The organism is Methylobacterium symbioticum (assembly GCF_902141845.1).
GTDB lineage: Bacteria > Pseudomonadota > Alphaproteobacteria > Rhizobiales > Beijerinckiaceae > Methylobacterium > Methylobacterium symbioticum.
The window spans coordinates 1-19,474 of record NZ_CABFPH010000010.1 but is presented as its reverse complement, the minus strand read 5'-3'; the positions used below and the strand labels follow the sequence as shown (position 1 = coordinate 19,474).

The window sequence follows — 19,474 nt, the reverse complement described above, 5'->3', positions numbered from 1 at the left end:
AAGCGTGCGATGGAAGGCGAGAAGATCCAGGCCTATACCGGGCCTGCCGGCGGATGGGGCTCGGCCAGCTCGCTCGCCGAGATCCTGACCCGCGAGCAGATCCCGGCCTCGGGCGCCGCGATGCTGATGAAGCAGAACAAGCCCGACGGCTACATGTGCGTGTCCTGCGCCTGGGCGAAGCCCGCCAAGCCGCTAGCCTTCGAGTATTGCGAGAACGGCGCCAAGGCGACCGCCTGGGAGCAGACCCGCAAGCGTACGACGCCCGAGTTCTTCGCCGAGCACAGCGTCACCGAACTCCTGTCCTGGCCGGATTACGACCTGGAGGAGCAGGGCCGGCTCACCCACCCGATGCGCTACGATGCCGGCACGGACCGCTACGTGCCCGTCGACTGGGCCGAGGCCTTCGCCGAGATCGGGGCGGAGCTGAAGGCGCTCGATCCGAAATCGGTGGTCTTCTACGCTTCGGGACGGGCCTCGCTCGAGACCAGCTACATGTATGCGCTGCTCGCGCGGATGTACGGCAACAACAACCTGCCCGATTCCTCGAACATGTGCCACGAATCGACCTCGGTGGCCCTGCCGCAATCGATCGGCGTGCCGGTGGGCACCGTGCGGCTCGAGGATTTCGAGACCACCGACCTGATCCTGTTCTTCGGCCAGAATGTCGGCTCGAACGCGCCGCGGATGCTGCACCCGCTCCAGCATGCCCGGCGCCGGGGCGTGCCGATCATCACCTTCAACCCCCTGCGCGAGCGCGGGCTGGAGCGCTTCACCAACCCGCAATCGCCGGTCGAGATGCTGACCGGCGCCTCGACGCAGATCTCGACGCAGTACCATCAGGTGAAGGCGGGCGGCGATCTCGCGGCACTCACCGGGATGTGCAAGGCCGTGCTCGCCGCCGACCGCGACGCGGCGCAGGCCGGCCGGCCGCGCGTCCTCGACCTGGCCTTCATCGAGGAGCACACCCACGGCCTGAAGGATTTCGTGCGCTTCTGCGAGGCGCAGGACTGGGCCGTCCTGGAGAGCCGCTCGGGCCTGAAGCGCGAGGCGCTGGAGGCGGCCGCCGCCGTCTACATGCGGGCGCAGAACGTCATCGGCATCTACGGGATGGGCCTGACCCAGCATCGCAAGGGCACCGAGACGGTGCAGATGCTGGTCAACCTGCTCCTGCTGCGCGGCCATATCGGCCGGCCGGGCGCCGGCATCTGCCCGGTGCGCGGCCACTCGAACGTGCAGGGCCAGCGCACGGTGGGCATCTCCGAGAAGCCGGAGCTCGTCCCCCTCGACCGTCTGAAGGAGCAGTACGGGTTCGAGCCGCCGCGGGACAAGGGACTGAACACGGTCGAGGCCTGCACCGGCATCCTGAAGGGCGATGTGCGCGCCTTCATCGGGCTCGGCGGCAACTTCGTGCGCGCCGTGCCCGAGACCCGGCTGATGGAGGAGGCGTGGCGGTCCCTGCGCCTCTCGGTGCAGGTCTCGACCAAGCTGAACCGCGCGCATCTCGTGCGCGGCGAGATCGCCTACATCCTGCCCTGCCTCGGCCGGCTCGAGATCGACCGGCAGGCGAGCGGCCCCCAGGCGGTGTCGATCGAGGATTCCTGCGCGGCCTTCCACGGTTCGCGCGGCGTCTCGGAGCCGGTGAGTCCGCATGTCCGCTCCGAGCCCTGGATCGTCGCCGGGATCGCCAAGGCGACGCTGCCGCCGAATCCGAAGCTCGACTGGGACGCTTGGGTCGGCGACTACGCCAGGGTGCGCGACGCCATCGAGGCGACCTATCCGGACGTGTTCACGGACTTCAACGCGCGGATGTTCGAGCCGGGCGGCTTCCACAAGCCGCTCGCCGCCCGCGACCGCCGGTGGGAGACGAAGACCGGCAAGGCCAACTTCATCGTGCCTGCCGGGCTCGAGGCCGATCCCGACATGCCCCGCTCCGACCGCTCGGTGCTCGACCTGATCACGCTGCGCTCGAACGACCAGTTCAACACCACGGTCTACGGCTACGACGACCGCTTCCGCGGCGTGAAGGGCACCCGCCAGATCCTCCTGATGAACGCGGACGATCTCGCGCGCCTCGGTCTCGCCGACGGGGACATCGTCGATGTGGCCACCGACGCCGATGACGGGGTCGACCGGCGCGTGCGGGGCCTGCGCGTCGTCCGCTACGAGATCCCGGCGGGCAATTGCGGCGGCTACTATCCGGAGATGAACGTCCTCGTGCCGCTCTGGCACCACGACGAGCAGGCCAAGACCCCCGCGGCCAAGGCGATCCCGGTCCGCGTCACCCCGGCGACCGCGCCGCCGCCGGCCTGAGCGCCCGTTCGGGTCGGATGGGCTGACGGCCCGAACAGGCTCCACAAGGGGCGATGGACGCAGCGCACCGGGCAGGGCAAGGAAGGCTCGCGCCCCTGAACGCGGAGCCGGCATGGCCTATCTCTACCTCGCCGCCGTGCTGGTCGGCGTCGCCAACGCGATCCAGCCGGGGATGACGGAGGCGCTCGCCCGCGCCTTCGGGCAGCCGATCCTGGCCGCGCTCATCTCCATGCTCACCGGCGTCACCCTCTACCTGACCTTCGGTCTCGCCACGGGCCGGCTGCGGGCGCCCCGGCTGGAGGAGGCCGCCGCGGCGCCCTGGTGGGCTTGGGCGGGCGGCGTCCTCGGCGCGCTCCTCGTCCTCTCGCACGTCTTCGTCGCCCCGCGCATCGGTGCCGGCCGCTATATCGGCCTCAGCGTCACCGCCGCCATCCTCACCTCGATCACCCTCGACCATTTCGGCCTGCTCGGCTTCCAGCAGCACCCGGCCGGGCTGTGGCGCCTCCTCGGCGGCGTCCTGATGGTGGCGGGCGTCACCCTGGTCGCGGTGTTCTGATGGACGCCCGCGCCCCGACGCCCGAAGCGGATCCCGCCGCGCTCCTGGAGCGCGTCGCCGCGCACGCCGCCGGCGCCCCCCTCGACCTCGCCCACGCGAAGGCGAGCCGCGAGGCGCTGGCCGCGCTGATCGATCCCGCCGCCGCCGTGCCGGACTGGTGGGATGCCGCCTGGCGCGGCCTCGACCTCGCCGGCCGCGACCTCACGGGCGCCCGGCTCGAAGGCGCCGATTTCGGCGCGGCGAACCTCGCCCGGGCCCGGCTCGTCGGCGTGATCGGCCGCGCCGCCCGCTTCGACGGGGCGAACCTCGAGGAGGCCGATTGCCGCGAGGCCGATCTCAGCGGGGCGGGCTTCGCCGGGATCGTGGCGGGCCAGGTCCGCCTCGGCGACGCGATGCTGGAGGATGCCCGCTTCACCGAGGCGGCCATGCGCTTCGCGGATCTGCGCGGCGCGCTCCTCGACGGGGCCGACTTCTCGCAGGCCGACCTCTGGGGCGCCGATTTCCAGGGGGCGGATGCCGACGACACCCGCTTCCGCAACGCCCGGCTCGACGAGGCGAACCTCTCGGACTGCAACCTGACCCACGCCGATTTCGAGGGGGCGAGCCTCACCAAGGCCCGGCTCGCCGGAGCCCGCCTCCGCGGCGCGAGCTTCGCGGGCGCGAAGCTCGACGGCGCGGATCTCACCGGCGCCGATCTCTCGGAGACGAGCCTCGTGCGGCTCAACCTCGCCACCTGCCGGCTCACCCATGCGCGCTTCGCGGGCGCCTGGCTCAACGGCACCCGGATGCGGGCCGAGCAGCTCGGCGGCATGGTCGGCGAGGAGGCGGCGGGCGATTACGACGCGGCCCAGGCGAGCTACCTCGCCCTGGAGCAGAACTGGAAGAGCATCGGCAGCCAGGACGCGGCGAGCTGGGCCTACAAGCGCGGGCGCCGTATGGGCCGCCTGCATGCGGGCGCGCTGGCGCGGGCCGCCTGGCGCGGCCGCGACGGCCGGGGGCTGGCCCGCCACGGCTACCGCTGGATCGCCGACCGCTTCGTGGAATGGCTCTGCGACTACGGCGAGAGCCTGTCGCGGATCGCCCGCGCCTTCGCCCTCGCCATCCTGCTCTTCGCCGTCCTCTACGGCGCGACCGGCGGCCTGCTCGTGGAGGCGGAGGGGCTTCGCGCCACCTACAACCCCCTCGACCTCGTGAGCTACAGCGCCCTCAACATGATGACGGCCAATCCCCCCGAGATCGGCATCAAGCCGACGGGGCGCGTCACCAACCTCCTCGTCGGCATCCAGGGCGCGGCCGGCATCATCCTGATGGGCCTGTTCGGCTTCGTCCTCGGCAACCGGCTGCGGCGCTGACCGGCGCGGGCCACCGGATCGGGCGTCCCATCCGGGCTTTCCTTGTCCGGAGACCGGACCATATGGCGGGCTTCGCGATCGAGGGCCCGCCATCGGCGGGGCCCGCGCCGGATGTGGGAGGTGGAGCCGGGTGCCAGGCTGGATCGAGACCGCTCTGTGGTGGCACGTCTACCCCCTCGGCTTCGTCGGGGCCGAGCCCGCGCTCGATCCCGCGCAGCCGCCCGCCCACCGGCTGCGCCGGCTCGAGGCCTGGCTCGACTACGCGGCCGATCTCGGCGCCACCGGGCTGATGCTCGGGCCCGTCTTCGCCGCCTCGACCCACGGCTACGATACGATCGATCCGTTCCGCATCGATCCGCGGCTCGGCGACGAGGCCGATTTCGACCGGCTCGTCGCGGCGGCGAAGGCGCGCGGCCTGTGCATCCTGCTCGACGGCGTGTTCAACCATGTCGGGCGCGACTTTCCCGCGTTCCGGCAGGCGCTTGCCGAGGGGGAGGGGAGCGCGGCGGCGCGCTGGTTCCGCCTGCACTGGAAGCGGGGACCGGGCGCCGAGCCGGACTACGCCTGTTTCGAGGGCCATCGCCAACTGGTCACGCTGAACCACGCCGTGCCGGAGGTCGCCGAGCACGTGGTGCGGGTGATGACCCACTGGCTCGGCCGCGGCATCGACGGCTGGCGCCTCGACGCCGCCTATGCGGTGCCGCCCACCTTCTGGGCCCGGGTCCTGCCGCGGGTGCGGGCGGCGTTTCCGGAGGCCTATATCGTGGGCGAGGTCATCCACGGCGATTACGGCGCCATCGTCGCCGAGACGGGTATGGATGCCGTCACCCAGTACGAGCTGTGGAAGGCGATCTGGAGCGCGCTGAACGACCGCAACCTGTTCGAGCTGGCCCACGCCCTCGACCGGCATAACGGCTTCCTCGACCGCTTCGTGCCCTTGACCTTCGTCGGCAACCACGACGTGACTCGGATCGCGAGCCGGCTCGCCGACCGGCGGCACCTGCCGCACGCGCTCGCCGTCCTGTTCACGGTCGGCGGCACGCCGGCACTCTATGCCGGCGACGAGCAGGGCTTTCAGGGGATCAAGGAGGAGCGGGCCGGCGGGGACGACGCGATCCGCCCCGAATTCCCGCCCCTGCCGGACGGCCTCCCGCCCGATGGCTGGCCGCTCCACCGCCTGCACCGGGACCTCGCCGCCCTGCGCCGGGCCCATCCCTGGCTGCACCGGGCCCGCGCGCGGACCGCGCATCTCGCCAATCGCCAGATGGTCCTGGTGCTGGAGGGCGACGGGCAGGATCTCGTTCTCGCCCTCAATCTCGACGATGCGCCCGCGGCCCTGCCCGCGCCCCAGGCGATCAGTGTCGAGGCGGGCGACGGTCAGGTGATCGATCCGGGCGCGGCCGGCGCGCGCGCGCTCCTGCCGCCGCATGGCTGGGCGATCCTGTCCCGCGCCGGATGAGGCGGCGCCCGATCCGAAAAGTCCGGGATCCCGAAGGGATCATCCCTTCGGCGGGGCGAGGGGGCAAAGCCCCGTCATACCCAATCCGGTTGATCCCTTCGGGATGGCGGATCTGGGCTTCGCTCGGACGCGTCGCGGGCTTGGTGATACGGAGCCCGCCCTGATCAAGCGGAGTCCGTAACACACGTTCACTCGGTCTCGCCGAGCCGCTCGATCAGGTGGTTGAGGTCGGCCCGCAGGGCCCGCACCTCGGGCTCGCTCAAGGCGAGCTGGCACATCACGCTCTCGCGCACCTGTACGGCCTCCGACCGGAGGGCGCCGCCGCGTGGGGTCAGCGCGATCTCGACCTCGCGCTCGTCGGACTGGCGCCGGCTGCGCAGGAGCAGCCCGGCCGCCTCGAGGCGCTTGAGCACGGGGGTGAGGGTGCCCGAATCGAGGCGGAGCCTCCGTCCGATATCGGAGACGGTGACCCGGTCCTGCTCCCAGAGCACGAGCAGGACGAGATATTGCGGATAGGTCAGGCCGATGCGCTCCAGGAGCGGCCGGTAGGCCTTCGTCATCCGGTGCGCCGCTGCGTAGAGGGCGTAGCAGAGCTGGTTGTCGAGCAGCAGCGGATCCCCGGCGGGATCGGCCTCCTCCTGTCTCAGGTCTCCGACAAGCACCATGACATCCGCTCGCGACGGCCCCGGATCCTGCGCGTTCGCGCCGGCTCCGTCCAGAGGGCACGATACAAGAGGACGCGTCACGCGCCAGAGGCGAAATTCTTCCGGGCCTTTCAGCACATACGATAATGTGTTGATTCAGAAGGCGAGCGCATCGAGGCTCGCCAGGAATCCGGGCTCGTCCTCCAGGGTGCGCAGGTCGAGCAGGACCGCACCGTCGGCGATCCGGCCGATCACCGGGACCGGCAGGGCGCGCAGCGCCGCGGCGAGCCGCCGGCTCCAGCCCCCGGCCTTGCGGCCCGTCGACCCGTCCGGCGCGGACAGGACCAGCGCGGCGCTCGGCAGGCTCTCCACCGGCAGCGCGCCGGATCCGATCTGACTCGAACAGGGGGCCGTGCCCACCTGAGCCCGGCCCGCGAGGCGCCGCGCCACCTCCGGAGCGAGCCGTTCGGCCTGGGCGGCGATGTCGCCCTGTGGACGCGTCAGCAGGCGCAGGGTCGGCAGATCCGCGGCGAGGCGCTCGGGATGGAGGTAGAGCCGCAGCGTCGCCTCGAGGGCGGCATAAGTCATCTTGTCCACGCGCAAAGCCCGCTTCAGCGGGCTCTTGCGGATGCGCGCCACGAGGTCGGCGCGCCCGGCGATGACGCCGCACTGGACGGCGCCGAGCAGCTTGTCGCCGCTGAAGGTGACGAGATCGGCCGCGGCGAGCGCCGTGCGGACGGTGGGCTCCGGGGGCAGGCCGTGGCGCGCCAGATCGACGAGGCTGCCGCTGCCGAGATCGAGCGCCAGCGGCACGCCGCGCTCGCGGCAGAGGGCGTGCAGCTCGGCCTCGCCAGGCTGCGCCGTGAAGCCCCGGATCTCGTAATTGCTCGGGTGGACCTTCATCACCAGGCCCGTGCGCGGCCCGATCGCGTCGGCGAAATCGCGCAGATGCGTGCGGTTGGTGGTGCCGACCTCGCGCAGCCGGCAACCGGCCCGGGCCATCACGTCGGGCACGCGGAACGAGCCGCCGATCTCCACGAGCTCGCCCCGCGAGACGACCACCTCCTTGCGCATGGCGAGCGCGTTGAGGAGCAGGAAGACCGCCGCCGCGTTGTTGTTCACGACGAGCGCGGCCTCGGCGCCGGTCAGCCGGCAGAGCAGCGCCTCGACATGGCTGTCGCGCTCGCCGCGCGCGCCGCTGGCGAGGTCGAATTCGAGGTTGCAGGCCCCGGCCATCACCGCGGCCACGGCCGCCACCGCCTGCCGCGGCAGCAGCGCCCGGCCGAGATTGGTGTGCAGCACGGTGCCGGTGAGGTTGAAGACCGGGCGCAGCGAGGGCTGCCGCTCCGCCGCGAGGCGACGCCCGGCCGCAACGAGGATCGTGGCCTCCTCCGGCGCGGCCGGATCCGCGCCGCTCCGGATGCCGTCGAGCACCGCGCGCAGAGCCTCCACCAGGGCCGTCCGGCCATGCATCTCGGCGAGAGGCGCTGCCTCCGGCCGCGCCAGCAGGCGCTCCACGGAGGGGATGCGCCGATGTCCCGTTGCGGAGCCGGCCGTCGCGAGGGCTGAGGTCATGGTCCGGGAAGATACCCCGCTCCGCCCGATCCTCCAGCCCTCCGGCGATCTTCTCCGCATCCCGGCCAATTCAGGGCTTGCCAAGCCCGAAGCGACCCTCTAGACACCCCCTCGTCGCCGGGGCGGCACACCGCTCCCCCGACCAGGCAGGCGCCCGTAGCTCAGCTGGATAGAGCACCAGACTACGAATCTGGGGGTCAGAGGTTCGAATCCTTTCGGGCGCGCCACCTTACTTCTTCTCACCGAGGCCATCTGACCGTTCGATGCTTCTGGCATCGGCGATGCGGCTTGCAGATCTGGTCCGGCGTGTTTTCCTGATTCAGGATCATTCGCCCGTCAGCGTGCGATGTCGCGCTCGACGGTCGGTGTCTGCCGTCCGGCCGCGACCGAGGCGGCGATCCGGCTGAGACCGACCTCGGCCGTGGCCTCGTCCTGAATCTGGGCGCAGCGCGGCTTCTGAGGCGCGAGCGGTCTTGGTGTCCCGCACCGGCGGCCGAGGTTCGCTGCCTCTTGGCCGGAGAGGGGTCGGCCATTGCGGGTGCCGTCGCCCGGCGTGAGCGTGATCGCCGGCCCAGCATGGCGTGATCGGAGCCGCCGCACGATGCCTCCGATGGGCCAAGCGATGCGCGGGCTACCTGCTTGAAGGCGACGATGGCGCATGCCCGATCGGACAACCGGCGGCAGGACTTCAATCACTGAGTAACGAAAACCGATATTATCCAAACCTTGGAAAGGATTGTTCACCTGGGCGCCCGATGGTCCCGGTCGTCGCTTCAGTCTCCTCTCCGAAGCGGCCGACAAGGAACTTTCGATGCAGATTCTGTCACGCGTTGAGTGCGAAGATCGTCGGTCAGGAGCCCGGGGAGCCTCGCCGCGGCGCTCCGTCGGAGGCCTTGCGAACCTCGCTCTGGTGGGGGCCTGTGCGCTGACGCTGTCGGCCTGCGTGACGCCGCAGGAGCAGCGGGCCATGGATCGGACCACCTGCGCCGAGTTCGGTTTCGAGCCGGGTACCGATGCGTTCGCGCAGTGCATGATGGATGTGACCCAGCAGCGCGAGATGCTTCGGCACGAAGAGCGCCTGGCACAGCAGGCGCGGATCAGCGCCCAGAACCGCGAGGACGACCGTCGGCGGGAACTCTACCGCGCTCTGAGCGTGCAGCGCTCGGGCGACAAGACGTTCCCGGTCTGCGGTGCCGGGAGCGGCGGTGGCATCGACGTCCGAAGCGGCACCTGGTTCGGGCCGAACTGTCGCGCACGATAGGCGGGGAGATCGAGGATGCCATCGACCAGCTATGCCGGACCGAAACATCCGGTCGGCCTCATTCTGCTGATCTCCGTCGTGATCGCGGCGGCGGCCGGATTGCCGAACCGGAACATGGGGTTGTTCATGCTGGTGCTGTTCGGCTGCCTCGCCGGCCTGGTCGGGCTCTACATGGCCGTCCGGCGCCGCCTCGGATGGCGGCCTCTGGACGACGACGCCCTGGCCAGCCTGTCCTTCCTTCCCTGGATGTAGGCATCGCCGGGGCGGCTGACCGGCCTCCGGAGGGATGTCGCGGCCCTCGCTCGTTCCTGGGCTGGCCTCCGGGCAGTCCGACCTCCGCGCGCCCTGTGCGGTCCGCATCCGCCCGAACCGGGATCCGCCTCGGCGGAGCGCACGCCCGGATCGAATGCGGCGCGTCCACGTTAACGGAATGGGAGGACACGCTCATGACGCTCTCTCCATTCGCGCTGCTCGATCTGGTTCGGTTGCCTGACGGACGTGTCGGGGCGGTCGTCGGTGTCTGGAACCAGGGCGAAGCCTACGAGGTCGATGTCGGCGACGTTCGCGAGACCTGGTCCGCCGACGATCTCACGCCGACCGCGTAGGCGTGGCCCGGCCGGCTCCGTCCGGAGGTTGGTCCGGACCCGTCGCATCCAGGGCACGCCGGGTTCTTCGGATGGCTTGGTCGAGGGCGCCGAGAAAGGCGGATCGGTCCTTGGCCGAGAAGGGCCTGGGTCCGCCTGTGACGACGCCGGCCTCGCGCAGGTCCTGCATCAGGTTGCGCGTCGCCAGCGCCATGCCGATCGAGGCGTCGGAGAACGGCTTGCCGGCCGGCGACAGCACGGTCGCGCCGGCCTTCACGCAGCGGCTCGCCAGAGGGACGTCCGCGGTGACCACGACGCTGCCGCGGCCGGCCCGTTCCGCGATCCAGTCGTCGGCGGCATCGAGACGGTCGCCGACGATGACGCGCTCGATCCAGGGCTCCCGCGGAACGTTGAGAAAGCTGTTCGCCACCACGAATACGTGCAGGCCGTACCGGGCGGCCACCCGGTAGACCTCGTCCTTCACCGGGCAGGCGTCGGCATCGACGTAGATCGCGATTCGGTCCTGCGGTGCCATCCGGGTCCTCGGTCGGGCCATGCGCGCGGCGCCAGTCTGCCGGCATTGCCGGGCGGCGTGAAGGTGGAGCGAGCGCCCGAGCCTACAGAGTCCGCGAGAGCACGAGCGGCCCGCTGCGCGGGCTGCGTCCGTAGGGCGAGGGCGCGACCGAGGGCGCGCCGTAGACGGTCGGGGTCGAGGCCTTGCCCATCTCGGCGGCGAGCGCCTTGATCAGCCCCTCGGTGACGCTGCGCGCGGTGCCGAGCACCGCCTGGTTCGCCTCGACCGCCTCCATGAAGCGCCGGTGCTCAGCGCGCAGCCGCTCGACGCCCTGCGGCGCGAAGCGGGCGAGCGCCACCGCGTTGGCCTTCACCCGCTCCAGCTCCTGCATGTAGGTAGCCGTGAGCGCGCCCTTGCGCTCGGGCTCGGCGAGACCCTGGCGCAGATGGCCCGCGCGGACCGCCTCGCTCTCGGCGGCGAGCACCGTCTCGAGCGCCCGCATCGCGGCGCCGACCTCGGCGACGAGCGCCTCGGCGCCCGCCCTGTCGGCGATCGGGGTCCGGACCGGCTCAGCCATTGCCGCCTCCGCTCGCGCCCTGCAGCTTCATCATCTCGCGGAAGACCTGATCGGCGATGCCGACGCCGCCGCTCTTCACGATCTGCTGGGCGTATTCCTTGGTCAGCATCGAGCGCCAGACGCCGCCGCCGGTGCCGTTCTCGCCGAGCGGCCCCTCGGTGCCCTCGGACTGGGTCATCCGGTCGAGGGAGGATTCGAGGAACATCGATTCGAAGTCGGTGGCGGTCTTGCGCAGCTTGGCCGCGTTTGGGCCGGAGGCGGCGGCCCCGGGCTTGGCCAGGGACTCGGTGACCGAGCCGGCGATGGATTTGCCGACGCCGATGGCGGCGGTGGCGGCGAAGGTGGCGAGCGGCAGCACGGTCAGGCCCTCCCGGCTTGGACAATCGGGTTCATCACATCAGCTCGATATCGGCCTGCAGGGCGCCTGCCGCCTTGATGGCCTGGAGGATCGAGATCAGGTCGCGCGGGCCGACGCCGAGGGCGTTGAGCCCATCCACCAGCTCGCGCAGGGTCACGCCCTCCTTGACGAGGGCGAGCTTGTTGCCGTCCCCCGTATCGACCTTCACGCCGGTGCGCGGCACCACCACGGTCTGGCCGTTCGAGAGCGGGTTCGGCTGGCTCACCTGCGGCTGCTCGGTGATGGTGACCGTGAGATTCCCCTGGGCGATCGCAACGGTGGAGACGCGCACGTCGCGGCCCATCACGATGATGCCGGAGCGTTCGTCCACCACCACCCGCGCGGTCTGGTCCGGCTCGACCTTGAGCTGCTCCACCTCGGTGATGAGGCGGATCATGTTGCCGTTGTAGCGGGCCGGGATCTGGATGGTGACGGTGGCCGGGTCCGCCGGCTCGGCCGTGTCGGAGCCCATGAAGTCGTTGATCGCGGCGGCGATCCGCTTCGAGGTGGTGAAGTCGGGATTCCGGAGCGAGAGCCGCAGGGAGCGCGCGTCGTTGAGCTTGAAGGCGATCTCGCGCTCGATATTGGCGCCGTTCGAAATGCGCCCGTTGGTCGGCACGCCGCGGGTGATCTTGGCCGCGTCGCCCTCCGCCGCGAAGCCGGCGATGGCCACGGAGCCCTGCGCCAGCGCGTAGACCTCGCCGTCGGCGCCCAGAAGCGGCGTGACGAGGAGCGTGCCGCCCTGGAGCGACTTGGCGTCGCCGAGCGAGGAGACGGTGACGTCGATGCGCGTGCCCTGCGCCGCGAAGGGCGGCAGGCTCGCCGTCACCATCACCGCGGCGAGGTTCTGCGTGCGCATGGTGGCGCCGCGGGTGTTCACGCCGAGCCGCTCCAGCATCGCCTGCAGGGACTGCTTGGTGAAGGGGATGTTGTTGAGCGTGTCGCCGGTGCCGTTCAGGCCGACCACGATGCCGTAGCCGACGAGCTGGTTCTGGCGCACGCCCTCGATCGAGGCGAGGTCCTTCACCCGCGACAGGGCCGAGGCCGGGCCCGCCGCGAACAGGAGGAGCGCGACGAGGCCGAGGAGGGAGATCAGACGGGTCGGGACGGACGGCATGTCGGGCTTCGCGGACGGACCATGGCCGACCCCTTGCCAGCCGCGTGCCAGGGCCGGTCTTGTCCTCAAACCCTTGGCCCGGCTCGCATTTGCTCGGAAGGACGGGGCCGGCGCGGTCGATCGCGTCCGCGCAGTTCGTGCCGCCCCGGCAGGTTCTGCCGGGTCGTTTACCCGCGGTTAACCCTGTCGCCGCGACTGTCCCGACGGGGCGCCGTGCGCGTCCGGAGCGGTGCAACCATGCGTGTCGACAATCGAGTGACGCCCCAGGCGGCCACCGTCGCGGGGACGCGCCGGGCTGAGGGCGGCCAGAGCTTCAGCCTCGGCGGCTCCGGCGCCACGGCTCAGGCCGGCGCCGCCGGCTCGGCGCCGGCTGCCGCGACGCTCGCGGGCCTCGACGCGGTGCTCCTCCTCCAGAACGAGGCCGACACGCCCCAGGAGCGGCGCCGCCGCCTCGCCCGGCGCGGCCACGACCTCCTCGACGGGCTCGACCGGCTGAAGGCGGCGCTGCTCGCCGGCCGCGTCGCCGTCCAGGATCTCTCGGCCATCGCCGGCCGCCTCGCCGAGCGGGCCGGCTCCTCGGGCGATCCGCGCCTCGATGCCCTCATCGCCGATATCGAGCTGCGCGCCGCCGTGGAACTCGCCAAGCTCGAGGCGCGCCGGGGCGTCTGAACCGGGCTTCCAAAGGCCTCGAGGCCTTTGGAAACCCGGACCGAACGGCCTCAGGTCGAGGCCGCGCGCGGCGGCCCCGCCGGCCGCACCGTCACCCGCGCGGGGAAGTCGTCCGCCTCGGCGGCGCTGCCCACCACCGCGATCAGGCTCGCGCCCGGCATCTCCGCGACCATCGCTTCCGCGGGGGCGGCGAGGCCGCAATCCCGCAGCGCGCTCCAGCCGTCCACGACCAGGATCTCGGGCCGGCGCAGCAACGCCCGCGCCAGCCCCACCGCGGCCTGCTGGCGTGCATCGAGGAGGCGGCCGCGATTGCCCACCTGGAACTCCAGTCCCCGCCGGCGGATGCCGTCCTCCAGGCCGAAGGTGCGCACCGCGGCGCGGACCTGGGCCCGGATCTCGGCCTCGCCGCGCATGCGCGCGGTGTCGATGCGGCCGAACAGGAGGTTGTCGAGGATGGAGCTGCGCGGATTGATCCGGCTTGGATCGTAGGGCTCGATGCCGCGGCCGTTCCGGCCTGCCAGCGCCGCCTGCACGAAGCCGCGGGCTCCGACGATGCGCGCCTTCAGGGCGGGCGTGAGCAGGCCGAGCCTCTGGCGGGGCTCGACATAGGGGAGGGCGAGTTCCAGGAAGGTCGCCTCGTCGGCGCGCGCGGGCCTGTCGCCGAGGCCGATCCCGGCGAGCCGCCGTTCCAGTTCCGGCAGCGCCTCGGGATCGACCAGGGAGAAGCGCCGCATCAGGCCGTGGCCCGGGGGCAGGCCGCGGAAGATCTCGGTGAGGGTGCGCGCGATGCGCACGCCCATCTGCGCGAGATCGTCGTAGAGGCCCGCCCGGATCAGGGCGACGCGCAGGCGCGCGTCCCGGGCGAGCGCCGGCCCCAGCAGCGCGGGATCGTCCGGCACGCCGAAGAGCAGGTTCTCGGCGACGCTCGCCTGCGCGTTGTAGCTGCCCCGCGCGAAGGGAATGACGAGGCCCTGGAGCCCGGCCTCCGCGAAATGCTCGCGCAGATAGGCACGCGCCTCGATCATGCGCTGCCCGGCCGGCGTCTCATGGGTGACGGAGCTGAGGGCGCCGAGGCCGAAGCGGTAGAGGTCGTCCTCCATCCCGAGCCGGCCGAGGAGATGGAGCAGCCGCTGGTCGAGATCGGCGGCGTCGGTCAGCCCCAGAGCGGCGTAGTCGATCCAATCCTGATCCACCGTCTCGGCGGGATTGCCGGTGCGCAGGGCCTCGGCCCGGCGGGCCTCCGTCGGACGGCGCTCGGATCCCGGGCGCCAGCGCAGGCCGTAGAGCAGGTTGTCGCGCAGGGAGCCCGGGAACAGCACTGGCTGCGCGTCGAGATAGGCGATGCGCTGCGCGAGCGCCGTGGTGGAGAGGGCGGCGAGGTCGGTGGTGCCGATCCGGATGCTGCCCGCGACCGGCCGCTGCAGGCCGACGATCGCGACGGCGAGCTGCCGGGCCAGCGCGCTGCCGGGCGAGGTCAGCGCGAGGCGGGCGGGCAGCGCCGCGGTGAAGCCCTCGATCTCGACGCTGCGGCCGTCATGCGGATCGCGCAGCGTCACGCCCTCCACGCGCAGCGGGCTGCCGAGCTGCGGCGGCGCGGGCGCGTCCGGCTCGGGCGGGCGCAGGCGGTGGGCGGCGAAATGGGCCGCGACGGTCTCGTACTTCACCTCCACGTCGAGGCGCTGCTGGTCCCAGTCGATCAGCTCCTTGAGAGGCGGGGGCAGGTCGCGATAGGCGGCGAGCACCGCCACGAGCTGGCCGATATCGAGCTGCCCCTTCAGGGCGAACAGGCCGCCGATCGCGTAGAACAGGAACGGCGTGATCTGGGCGAGCAGGTTGTTCAGATATTTGACCGCGAATTTGCGCCGGTAGATGCGCAGGCGCAGGTCGTAGAGCCCGTGAAGGCGCCCCCCGATCTCGGCCTGTTCCCACCGTCCCGCGCCGTTGGCCGTGACCGCGTCGAGCCCCTCCAGCACCTCGCCGATCCGGCCGGCGAGGTTGCGCGAGGCGAGCTGCCGGCGGCGGCTCAGGCGGATGATCTCCCGCCTCAGGCGCGGGATGACGATCATCTGCACGCCGACCATGCCGCCGGCCACGAGGCCGAGCCAGACGTTCTGCATCAGGATGAAGGTCAGCGCCGTCGCGGCCTGGGTGCCGAGGAAGGCCGGCACCACGAAGGCGTCGCCGATGAAGGTGCCGATCGGCTCGACCTCGTCGCGGATGATGGTGGCGGTCTCCGAGGCCTTCACCTCGCCCTGGGCCTCGGGGGTGAAGCGCAGCATCAGCGAGAAGAGCTGGAAGCGCAGGCGGCGCAGCATGCGCTCGCCGAGCACGCCCTTCTGCAGGTTGATCCAGAACTTGAACGCCCCGTTGATCAGGACGAGCGTGAGGAACAGGCTGGACAGGCCGAGCAGCAGCTCCAGCCGCCCGACCGAGAAACCGGAGAAGAGCTGCGTCGCCCCGCCGCCGAGCCAGGCCGGCCAGTGCACGGTGATGTCGAGGAACGAGGTGGTGGTGTTGCCCTTCTCGAAGGCCTTGCCGGTGATCGCGTCGTTGACGATGCGCCGCGGCAGGTCGAGAGATGCGAAGTAGAAGGGTAGGGAGGCGAGGACGACGAGGCAGATCGCGACCTGATCGCGCCGGGAGTAGCGCCAGATGTATCCGAACAATGTCGGTTCGAGATCGCGCATCGGGACCTTGGAATGCCTGGAGCGCACGCTCCCGGACTGGCTGCCGGTTCGGCGGGGACGGGCGCGTCGAGACGGAGACACGGAATCCGGCCCGGTCGCGACGCGGCCGGACCTGAATCGCGGCGCGGCGGGCTTCGCCTTCGTTCTACGATTGGTCGGTGCATCGGCGCGACGGGAATGTCGCGCCGCGCACAGCCGGGCTACGCCCGCCCTGTGGCGGAGCGGCCCGGGTTATGCAACACGGGGCCGTGCTCCGGCTGCGGAGAAGGCCCGTTGACCGCCTTGCGCCCATCGCCTCCCGGCCCCGGCGAGCCCTGCCGCATCCTGATCTACAGCCACGACACCTTCGGGCTCGGCCATCTGCGCCGCTCCAGGACCCTCGCCAACGCCGTGGCCCGGGCGCTCGGCGCCCGCGTGGTCGTGGTCTCGGGCTCGCCCGTGGCGGACCGGTTCGCCTTCGCGCCCGGCGTCTCGGCCGTGCGGATCCCGGCCGTCACCAAGCGGGTCGACGGCGGCTATGCCAGCCTGGAGCCCGGCCGGGCGCTCTCCGAGACCGTGGCCGCGCGCGCCGCGCTCATCGCGCGCACCGCCGAGAGCGTCCGGCCGCACCTCGTCATCGTGGACAAGGAGCCGACCGGCTTCCAGGGCGAGATCCTGGGCATGCTGGAACGGGCGGCGGCGGAGGGCGCCCGCCTCGTCCTCGGCCTGCGCGACGTCCTCGACGATCCCGTGCTCCTCGCACCCGAATGGGCGCGGAAGGGGGCGGGCGAGGCGCTGGCGCGGCTCTATCACGAGGTCTGGGTCTACGGCGTGGCCCGCATCCACCGGCCGCTCGAAGGGCTCGATCTCGACCCGGGCATCGCGGACCGGCTGATCTATACCGGCTACCTGCGCCGCGACCTGCCGCCACCGAGCCCCGGCCGGGCCTGGCCGCCGCTCGCCGAGGCGCCCTTCCTGCTGGTCACGCCCGGCGGGGGCGGGGACGGCGCGGCGCTGATCGACTGGGTCGTCGCGGCCTACGAGGCGGATCCGGGCATCCCGCTGCCCGCCCTCATCGCCTTCGGCCCGTTCCTCGACGTGGAGACGCGGACCGCCTTCCTCGCCCGGATCGCGCGGCTTCCGGGGCGCCTCTCGGCCATCACCTTCGACAGCGAGATCGAGCGGCTGATGCAGCGCGCCGCGGGCATCGTCGCCATGGGCGGCTACAACACGTTCTGCGAGATTCTCTCCTTCGACAAGCGCGCGGTGCTGGTGCCGCGCACCGAGCCGCGGCGCGAGCAGGAGATCCGGGCGCGGGCCGCCGAGGCACTGGGGCTGGTGCGCGTGCTGAGCGAGGCCGGGGGCCGCGCGCCGGAGCGCATGGCGGCGGCTTTGCGCGCCCTGCCGGTGCAGCCCGAGCCCTCGCGCATGGTGGTGCCGGGCCTCCTCGACGGGCTCGACGCGATCGTGGCGCGGGTGCGGGCGCTGGTCGGGCCAAGCGGCGCGCGCCTGCCCGATGCGGTCGCGGAAGCCGTCCCGGAGCCTCTTCCGGAGGCCGTGTCATGAGCGCGCCCCGCATCGCCGTGGTGATGAAGGGCTATCCGCGCCTGTCCGAGACCTTCATCGCGCAGGAGCTCCTGGCGCTGGAGGCGCGGGGGCTGCCCCTCGCGATCTGGTCGCTGCGGCATCCCACCGACGATGCACGCCATCCGATGCACGCGGCGATCCGCGCGCCGGTGACCTACCTGCCCGAATACCTGCGCGACGCGCCGCTCCGGGTGCTGGCGGGGCTCGGCGGCGCCCTGCGGCGACGGCGCTTCCCGAGCCTGCTCGGCCTGTTCGCCCGCGACCTGCTGCGCGATCCGAGCGCCTCGCGCCTGCGCCGCCTCGGCCAGGCCCTGGTGCTCGCCCGCGAGCTGCCGGAGGCGGTGACGCATATCCACGTCCACTTCCTGCACACGCCCGCGAGCGTCGCCCGCTACGCGGCGCATCTGACCGGCCGCGCCTGGAGCTTCTCGGCCCACGCCAAGGACATCTGGACCACCCCGGATTGGGAGCTTCGGGAGAAGCTCGCCGACGCCGCCTGGGGCGTGACCTGCACGCGGGACGGGCTCGCGCGCCTGGAGGGGCTGTCGACCCATGCGCCCCTCAGCGAGCGGGGGGCGACGGTTTCAGACGAGGCGCAGGTCTCCTCTCCCGTTCGGGAGAGGGACAGGGTGAGGGTCGAGAACTCGACGGACGGAGCGGAGCCGGAACCGCGTCACCGTCGCGACCCTTCCGAAAACGTCTCATCCCTCACCCCAGCCCTCTCCCGAACGGGAGAGGGGGCCTGTCGCGGTTCGCAGGCGAACCCTGATGGCGGGCTTCCGTCCCCGGTGAATGACGAAGGCAGGAGCCGCCTCTTCCTCGCCTATCACGGCCTCGACCTTGCCCGCTTCCCCGCGCCGCCGCCCGTCCGCCCGGCCCGGGATGGAAGCGACCCGGCCGATCCGCTGCGCCTCGTCTGCGTCGGCCGGCTCGTCGCCAAGAAAGGGCACGACGACCTGCTCGATGCCCTGGCGCGGCTGCCGGACCTGCACTGGCAGCTCACCCTGATCGGCGGCGGCGCGCTGCGCGCCGATCTCGAAGCCCGGGCGGCGCGTCTCGGCCTCGGCGCACGCGTGCGGTTCCAGGGCGCGCTCGCCCAGCCGGCGGTGATCGCGGCGATGCGGGCGGCCGACCTGTTCGTGCTGCCGACCAAATCCGCCCCGGGCGGCGACCGCGACGGGTTGCCCAACGTCCTGATGGAGGCGGCGAGCCAGGACTTGCCGATCCTCGCCACGGCCTTTGCCGGCACGCCCGAATTCATCGCCTCGGGGACGCACGGCCTGCTCGTGCCGCCGGGCGACCCCGCGGCCCTGGCGCAGGCCCTGCGGGATCTCGCGGGCGATCCCGGGCTGCGGCGGCGCCTCGCGCTGGCCGCCCGCGCCCGGCTCGTGCGCGATTTCGCGATGGCGGCCGGCATCGACGCCATCGCCGCGCGGCTCGCCGCGAGCGCCGGGATCGTCCCGGTCCAGCCATCCATCCCGACGGAGGAGGTGCGCGCGTGCGCGTGCTGATCGCCGTCACGCATCTCCTCGGGGCGGGCCATCTCACCCGCGCGGCGGCGCTCGCCCGCGCGCTGGCGGCGGAGGGCCACGCGGTGATGCTGGCGAGCGGGGGCAATCCGTCGCCCCTGGTGCGGCTCGACGGCGTGCGCCTCCTCCAGCTCGAGCCGCTGCACATCCGCGGCACCGCCTTCTCCGATCTGCTCGACAGCGCCGGGCGCCCGGCCGATGCGGCGCTGCTGGCGCGCCGGCGCGAGGCCCTGCTCGGTGCCCTCGCCGACATCGCGCCGGACGCGGTCGTCACCGAGCTGTTCCCCTTCGGCCGGCGGGCGCTGGCGGGCGAGTTCCTGGCCCTCGTCGAGGCCGCGCGGGCGCGCCGGCCCCGGCCCCTGATCCTCGCCTCCCTGCGCGACATCCTGGTGCCGCCGGACCGGCCCGCGAAGGCGGCCGAGGCCCATGCGCGGGTGGCCGATCTCTACGACGGCGTGCTCGTCCACGGCGATCCGGCGCTCGCCGCCCTCGACGCCTCCTGGCCGGTCGATGACGGCCTCGCCCCGCGGCTCGCCTATACCGGCTACGTGGACGAGGGCGGGCCGCGGCCCGAGGCGGGGCCGCGCGCGGGGATCGTCGTCGCGGCGGGTTCCAGCGCGGCCGGTCTCGGGCTGCTCGCCGCGGCGGCGGAGGCGGCGCGGCGGCGGCCCGATCTC

General features: G+C 72.3%; 18 protein-coding genes, 1 tRNA gene and 1 pseudogene. 12 read left to right on the top strand and 8 right to left on the bottom strand.

The features are described 5' to 3' along the window. The first annotated feature begins 9 nt into the window (after nt 1-9). From MET9862_RS05545 to MET9862_RS05530, 4 genes are all read left to right on the top strand, one after another. Nucleotides 10-2,310, top strand: a complete 2,301-nt coding sequence (locus tag MET9862_RS05545; protein WP_142582109.1) for an FdhF/YdeP family oxidoreductase — start codon at nt 10-12, stop codon at nt 2,308-2,310. A gap of 112 nt (nt 2,311-2,422) precedes the next feature. Further along, nucleotides 2,423-2,866, top strand: a complete 444-nt coding sequence (locus tag MET9862_RS05540) for a DMT family transporter (RefSeq protein WP_142582108.1) — start codon at nt 2,423-2,425, stop codon at nt 2,864-2,866. Further along, complete coding sequence (locus tag MET9862_RS05535) at nt 2,866-4,218, top strand: pentapeptide repeat-containing protein (RefSeq protein WP_142582107.1); 1,353 nt, start codon at nt 2,866-2,868, stop codon at nt 4,216-4,218. Before MET9862_RS05540 ends, MET9862_RS05535 begins: the two co-directional genes overlap by 1 nt. 130 nt (nt 4,219-4,348) lie before the next feature. Continuing rightward, complete coding sequence (locus tag MET9862_RS05530; RefSeq protein ID WP_142582106.1) at nt 4,349-5,677, top strand: alpha-amylase family protein; 1,329 nt, start codon at nt 4,349-4,351, stop codon at nt 5,675-5,677. A 188-nt stretch (nt 5,678-5,865) separates the two neighbouring features. Here the strand turns inward: MET9862_RS05530 and MET9862_RS05525 are convergent, their stop codons facing one another. Continuing rightward, a complete protein-coding gene (locus MET9862_RS05525; RefSeq protein WP_142582105.1) occupies nt 5,866-6,342 on the bottom strand; it encodes a MarR family winged helix-turn-helix transcriptional regulator in 477 nt (158 codons plus the stop codon). 135 nt (nt 6,343-6,477) lie between these two features. Beyond that, nucleotides 6,478-7,896 carry an L-seryl-tRNA(Sec) selenium transferase gene (gene selA, locus MET9862_RS05520; protein ID WP_142582104.1) on the bottom strand — a complete coding sequence of 473 codons (1,419 nt, stop codon included), beginning with the start codon at nt 7,894-7,896 and terminating at the stop codon, nt 6,478-6,480. Nucleotides 7,897-8,046: 150 nt separating this feature from the next. Here selA and MET9862_RS05515 point away from each other — a divergent pair. Continuing rightward, a tRNA-Arg gene (locus MET9862_RS05515) sits at nt 8,047-8,123 on the top strand. A gap of 109 nt (nt 8,124-8,232) precedes the next feature. Here MET9862_RS05515 and MET9862_RS05510 read toward each other — a convergent pair. Beyond that, complete coding sequence (locus MET9862_RS05510; protein WP_142582103.1) at nt 8,233-8,640, bottom strand: hypothetical protein; 408 nt, start codon at nt 8,638-8,640, stop codon at nt 8,233-8,235. A gap of 223 nt (nt 8,641-8,863) precedes the next feature. Between MET9862_RS05510 and MET9862_RS05505 the strand changes: the two genes are divergently transcribed. From MET9862_RS05505 to MET9862_RS29180, 3 genes are all read left to right on the top strand, one after another. Next, on the top strand, nt 8,864-9,157 hold the full coding sequence (locus MET9862_RS05505; protein ID WP_244612588.1) for a hypothetical protein: 294 nt from the start codon (nt 8,864-8,866) through the stop codon (nt 9,155-9,157). 15 nt (nt 9,158-9,172) lie between these two features. After that, entirely contained in the window at nt 9,173-9,409 is a 237-nt protein-coding gene (locus tag MET9862_RS05500; RefSeq protein WP_142582102.1) for a hypothetical protein, read from the top strand. A gap of 194 nt (nt 9,410-9,603) precedes the next feature. Beyond that, the gene (locus MET9862_RS29180) at nt 9,604-9,762 is read left to right on the top strand and encodes a hypothetical protein (RefSeq protein WP_185156756.1); all 159 of its coding nucleotides are present in this window, start codon (nt 9,604-9,606) and stop codon (nt 9,760-9,762) included. Here the strand turns inward: MET9862_RS29180 and MET9862_RS05495 are convergent. From MET9862_RS05495 to MET9862_RS05480, 4 genes are all read right to left on the bottom strand, one after another. After that, the gene (locus tag MET9862_RS05495; RefSeq protein ID WP_142582101.1) at nt 9,746-10,276 is read right to left on the bottom strand and encodes a YaiI/YqxD family protein; all 531 of its coding nucleotides are present in this window, start codon (nt 10,274-10,276) and stop codon (nt 9,746-9,748) included. The two genes, MET9862_RS29180 and MET9862_RS05495, sit on opposite strands and share 17 nt — an antisense overlap. 82 nt (nt 10,277-10,358) lie before the next feature. After that, nucleotides 10,359-10,832: a hypothetical protein gene (locus tag MET9862_RS05490; protein ID WP_142582100.1), complete on the bottom strand. Its 474-nt coding sequence runs from the start codon at nt 10,830-10,832 to the stop codon at nt 10,359-10,361. After that, complete coding sequence (locus MET9862_RS05485; RefSeq protein WP_142582099.1) at nt 10,825-11,190, bottom strand: rod-binding protein; 366 nt, start codon at nt 11,188-11,190, stop codon at nt 10,825-10,827. Before MET9862_RS05485 ends, MET9862_RS05490 begins: the two co-directional genes overlap by 8 nt. Before the next feature lie 34 nt (nt 11,191-11,224). Continuing rightward, a complete protein-coding gene (locus MET9862_RS05480; protein WP_142582098.1) occupies nt 11,225-12,346 on the bottom strand; it encodes a flagellar basal body P-ring protein FlgI in 1,122 nt (373 codons plus the stop codon). A gap of 237 nt (nt 12,347-12,583) precedes the next feature. Here MET9862_RS05480 and MET9862_RS05475 point away from each other — a divergent pair, with 237 nt between their 5' ends. Next, a complete protein-coding gene (locus MET9862_RS05475) occupies nt 12,584-13,015 on the top strand; it encodes a flagellar assembly protein FliX (protein WP_142582097.1) in 432 nt (143 codons plus the stop codon). Nucleotides 13,016-13,065: 50 nt separating this feature from the next. Here MET9862_RS05475 and MET9862_RS05470 read toward each other — a convergent pair whose 3' ends face one another. Continuing rightward, the gene (locus MET9862_RS05470) at nt 13,066-15,702 is read right to left on the bottom strand and encodes an ABC transporter ATP-binding protein (RefSeq protein WP_142582096.1); all 2,637 of its coding nucleotides are present in this window, start codon (nt 15,700-15,702) and stop codon (nt 13,066-13,068) included. Nucleotides 15,703-15,975: 273 nt separating this feature from the next. Between MET9862_RS05470 and MET9862_RS05465 the strand changes: the two genes are divergently transcribed. The 3 genes and pseudogenes from MET9862_RS05465 to MET9862_RS05455 form a co-directional block, all read left to right on the top strand. After that, nucleotides 15,976-17,247, top strand: a complete 1,272-nt coding sequence (locus MET9862_RS05465; protein ID WP_244612587.1) for a glycosyltransferase family protein — start codon at nt 15,976-15,978, stop codon at nt 17,245-17,247. Then, nucleotides 17,244-18,779 carry a glycosyltransferase gene (locus tag MET9862_RS05460; RefSeq protein ID WP_244612586.1) on the top strand — a complete coding sequence of 512 codons (1,536 nt, stop codon included), beginning with the start codon at nt 17,244-17,246 and terminating at the stop codon, nt 18,777-18,779. Before MET9862_RS05465 ends, MET9862_RS05460 begins: the two co-directional genes overlap by 4 nt. Continuing rightward, a pseudogene (locus MET9862_RS05455) lies at nt 18,767-19,474 on the top strand (glycosyltransferase); the annotation flags it as partial. The gene MET9862_RS05460 and the pseudogene MET9862_RS05455, both read left to right, overlap by 13 nt.